Below are 3,271 nucleotides of genomic sequence, written 5' to 3'. Positions count from 1 at the left end.
AACAGAGATTATCAGCTCATGTCATGTCGCTTGCGTTCGCAATCGCCACGCCATAATCTGATAACTCGTTAAACATGGTGTTATACAGCACAAGGACGTTAAAATGGTCGATAAAATGCCAGGATATGAAAAGAGAAAATTGACAATCGACTTGTTAAAGCATTTCGGAACTCTTTCTTTAGCTTGTATTGCTTTACTTGCCTCATTTTACAGCCACTCAGGCAAATCAGAAATAGTCCTGAGCTACCTTACCAACTCTGTTTACGCATTCTTCATTTGTGTCTGTGGCGCTCTTGTGGGTAATATATTTTTGTTAGCTAACATTGAAAATGTAGTTAATATGCGCTCGCTGAGTAGAAACATTATTCGTTTATCAATTTACACGGTAGTTATTAGTTTCTTCTTTGGTGTTTTTAGTTTAGTGAGGTTGGTGGTTGCGAGTGCTGTATAACAAAGGCATTAAGCCACTCGCTAACGCTCCCTCGGATGTGCAAGTTTTAGAGATATTTGCATTCCGCTTCGCTGAATTGTTGCAAATATCTCTAAAACTTACCCACCGCTTATGCCGGTGTTATGTGCCACGGAGGTTTTATGTTTAAGGTTTTTAAAACGATTGCAATTGCATATATGCTTTTCGCTCTAAGCTTCTCAGTGGTAGCAGCAAATAAGGAAATTAAAATGTCGGGACCAGCTCAAAATGGTGTGCTCATCTATTCAAGCAAATTAAATTATCTTGCTGAATTCTACGAACAACTATTTGGCATGCGAGTTACTAAAGAAACCAGAGACTTTATTAGCTTGGATAAGGATGGTTTTAGTCTCATTATCCACGTCCCACCCTTCGAATTACCTCAAGAATCATTTAGCCCAATAAAGCTCTTCTTATCAGTACAGAATATGGATGAGACTCGAAAAGAGGCAGTTAGAATGGGTGGTGAAGCATTTGAAGGTGAATGGAAAAATCCGATATTCAAAGTTTCAAATATCGCCGACAGAGAAGGCAATCATATTCAAATTAGAGAATTTATAGATGCCAGCAAAGGATAATAGGTCGTTTTGTGGCTAAGGCACATAACAAACGCTTCAAGCGGATGAAAATAAAGAGCAATTTTTACCGCTTAAGCGGGTGTTATACGTCATGAAAGTTAATCAAAAACTAGATAAGCCATTGCTAATAGCGGGCATCTTGTTTGTTTTACTTGGGCTGTTGTACAAAGCTAGAGATTTTCTTCCCGTTGAAATCTCAGAATTGTTTTTCTGGCTTCCTCAGCGATACGATATGTATTACAAGGTCGCAGAGGCTGAACCGGAATTTAAATTTGGTTTATTGTTTTTTTCAATTGGGATTATCGTTCTTGTATTTAGGCGATTAACTATCAAGGATGCAGGTAGTGACGAATAACAAACCAATCAACACACTCGCTTCGCTCGCTGGGACGCCTACTTGCTGCGGCACCGCCATTTTCGCAGCAAGCATTCGCCCGTTATTGGGGTGTTATATTGCATAAGGGCGCTTGAGCATGGAGCATTTTTCTTTTGTACATATGGAGAATTTAGATTTCGAGCAACTAAATAATTTAGAGCTCAGGTTTGAACAACAAGAGACAGTGGTTTTGGCTTCTGAAGTCGAATTATCTACACTAGTGAAATTATTTGGTTCGCGAATTAGAGAGATGTCGTCGCCATCAATTACGGATGTGAAAAAGTCTTTTACTATTGATGAGCATTTAATGCCTATATCTGAGGATGACTTTGATGCTTTTTATTCCAATTGGCTTCAGCTTACAAAACGCGGTAATAATATGGACGAATATGGGCAATTACTCCATCTCAATTCATTTTTTCAAGCGCGAGTAAACCGAGCAGAAATGGTAATTTTAAGTGAAGCAATATAACAAACAGTTGAAGACGGATAAAAACAAGAGCGGTTTTTACCGCTTAACTGGGTGTTATGTTTCAAAGGGAAAATAGGCACATGGAGATTTATGAATATCGAATAAAGCGAGTAAATTGTGGGCTCTTTAAGGGAGACGAAGAATTAAATAAAGTCCTGAAACACCACGGAGATAATGGTTGGGAGTTGATAAGTACGCATTACCACTGGTGGTCATCAGACTATGATCTTTTTTTTAAGCGTAAGATTCGGAAAAGTAATGACATATCAAATGTTTAACCAGTTTTACGCTTTGACACGGCACCTTAGAATCGTTTTGAGTGACGTCGAAGCAAGTGGTTGTTTTAAGTTAAAGAAACATAACAAAGCATTTTGTCAGTCGCTGGCGCGACTTCGGACATTTTGCATTTGCTAAAACCTGCATTTCACTGCGTTCAAATTTTGCAGATTTTAGCAAATACAAACTGCCGCTTAGTTCGGTGTTATGCATACTAGAGAGACTGATGAGTTGAAGCCGCAAAAACCTGTAGCTATGCAATTATTTGAAAGATGGGTGGTTGTATTTGTAATTGTTTGGTCTGCGCTGAGCGTGTTTTACGGCGTCACTTTTGTCGGTATGGCCGAAGGCATTGCACTTCCCCTAATGGCTCTATTTATGTTTTTTGTTGGTCGCTGGATGTTGTTTGTTATTCTTATCGTGCAGAAGCGAAACTCCGCAATTAGTCGCAAGCTTTGGGACTTTGTTATATATTTTTTCTGGGGCGGAAGCATAATTAGTTTTTTCTATTTTCTAGTAAGCGGTATTTTTGCATCTGAAGAAAACTATACATATTTTTTGATTGCTGTCTCACCATTTGTGTTAGGTCCAGCTTTAGGTGCTTCAAAAATGTGGGAGCAAAGATTTGAGTATCAATGACCGCATGCATAACAAATGCATCAAGCGGATTTTGGCAAGAGCGGCCAAAACCGCTTATGCAAAGTGTTATGTGGCAAAGGGAATAAATTGACTATCACAGCAAAAATAACCTTTTTGACGATTCCAAGACCTCCATATGGGTATAGGTACTTTGGCAATAATTGCTGGATGCGAATGGACTCCGCAAAATTTACTGATTTAGCATGTGCATTGAGTTTTGAAGAAGGTAAAGAGTTTTTCGATGGTGACACAGCAGATGTAGAATTAGTTTTCTACAACGGAGAGCCGCTCGTTGAATTATTCGAGGAAGGAATGCAGTTCGACTTAAGGGTTCTCGATCTGAAAGTTGCGGAAGGGACTTTCACTAATGTATTTATATAGTCAACCACATAACAAGTTTGTGAAGTTCGCCCAACAAGTTGGGCTGGGACGCGCAAACAACGCGCGCCCCTTACAAAGGC

7 protein-coding genes are annotated in these 3,271 nt (G+C 39.3%); all 7 read left to right on the top strand.

Annotated features, from left to right (window positions below; translation table 11 throughout):
• Positions 1 to 103: 103 nt before the first annotated feature.
• The 7 genes from D6V41_RS17990 (at position 104) to D6V41_RS17960 (ending at position 3,191) form a co-directional block, all read left to right on the top strand.
• A complete protein-coding gene (locus D6V41_RS17990) occupies positions 104 to 451 on the top strand; it encodes a hypothetical protein (RefSeq protein ID WP_136252943.1) in 348 nt (115 codons plus the stop codon).
• Positions 452 to 591: 140 nt separating this feature from the next.
• Positions 592 to 1,047, top strand: a complete 456-nt coding sequence (locus tag D6V41_RS17985; RefSeq protein WP_136252942.1) for a VOC family protein — start codon at positions 592 to 594, stop codon at positions 1,045 to 1,047.
• Positions 1,048 to 1,138: 91 nt separating this feature from the next.
• Positions 1,139 to 1,402 (top strand): hypothetical protein, encoded by a 264-nt coding sequence (locus tag D6V41_RS17980; RefSeq protein WP_136252941.1) that lies wholly within the window; start codon positions 1,139 to 1,141, stop codon positions 1,400 to 1,402.
• Between the two features lie 118 nt (positions 1,403 to 1,520).
• Positions 1,521 to 1,895 carry a hypothetical protein gene (locus D6V41_RS17975; protein WP_136252940.1) on the top strand — a complete coding sequence of 125 codons (375 nt, stop codon included), beginning with the start codon at positions 1,521 to 1,523 and terminating at the stop codon, positions 1,893 to 1,895.
• A gap of 56 nt (positions 1,896 to 1,951) precedes the next feature.
• Positions 1,952 to 2,173: a DUF4177 domain-containing protein gene (locus D6V41_RS18570; protein ID WP_136252939.1), complete on the top strand. Its 222-nt coding sequence runs from the start codon at positions 1,952 to 1,954 to the stop codon at positions 2,171 to 2,173.
• Positions 2,174 to 2,402: 229 nt separating this feature from the next.
• The gene (locus tag D6V41_RS17965; protein ID WP_136252938.1) at positions 2,403 to 2,810 is read left to right on the top strand and encodes a hypothetical protein; all 408 of its coding nucleotides are present in this window, start codon (positions 2,403 to 2,405) and stop codon (positions 2,808 to 2,810) included.
• Between the two features lie 15 nt (positions 2,811 to 2,825).
• Positions 2,826 to 3,191 carry a hypothetical protein gene (locus D6V41_RS17960; protein WP_136252937.1) on the top strand — a complete coding sequence of 122 codons (366 nt, stop codon included), beginning with the start codon at positions 2,826 to 2,828 and terminating at the stop codon, positions 3,189 to 3,191.
• Positions 3,192 to 3,271: the final 80 nt, after the last annotated feature.

This window comes from Ningiella ruwaisensis, assembly GCF_004798935.1.
GTDB lineage: Bacteria > Pseudomonadota > Gammaproteobacteria > Enterobacterales > Alteromonadaceae > Glaciecola > Glaciecola ruwaisensis.
The sequence above is the reverse complement of the archived record's forward strand: the minus strand, read 5'-3'. Positions and strand labels throughout refer to the sequence as shown.

Coding starts and splice junctions, on each gene's coding strand:
- D6V41_RS17980 (WP_136252941.1), top strand. CDS start 1,139: ATGAAAGTTAATCAAAAACTAGATAAGCCATTGCTAATAGCGGGCATC.
- D6V41_RS17960 (WP_136252937.1), top strand. CDS start 2,826: ATGCATCAAGCGGATTTTGGCAAGAGCGGCCAAAACCGCTTATGCAAA.
- D6V41_RS17975 (WP_136252940.1), top strand. CDS start 1,521: ATGGAGCATTTTTCTTTTGTACATATGGAGAATTTAGATTTCGAGCAA.
- D6V41_RS17990 (WP_136252943.1), top strand. CDS start 104: ATGGTCGATAAAATGCCAGGATATGAAAAGAGAAAATTGACAATCGAC.
- D6V41_RS18570 (WP_136252939.1), top strand. CDS start 1,952: ATGTTTCAAAGGGAAAATAGGCACATGGAGATTTATGAATATCGAATA.
- D6V41_RS17985 (WP_136252942.1), top strand. CDS start 592: ATGTTTAAGGTTTTTAAAACGATTGCAATTGCATATATGCTTTTCGCT.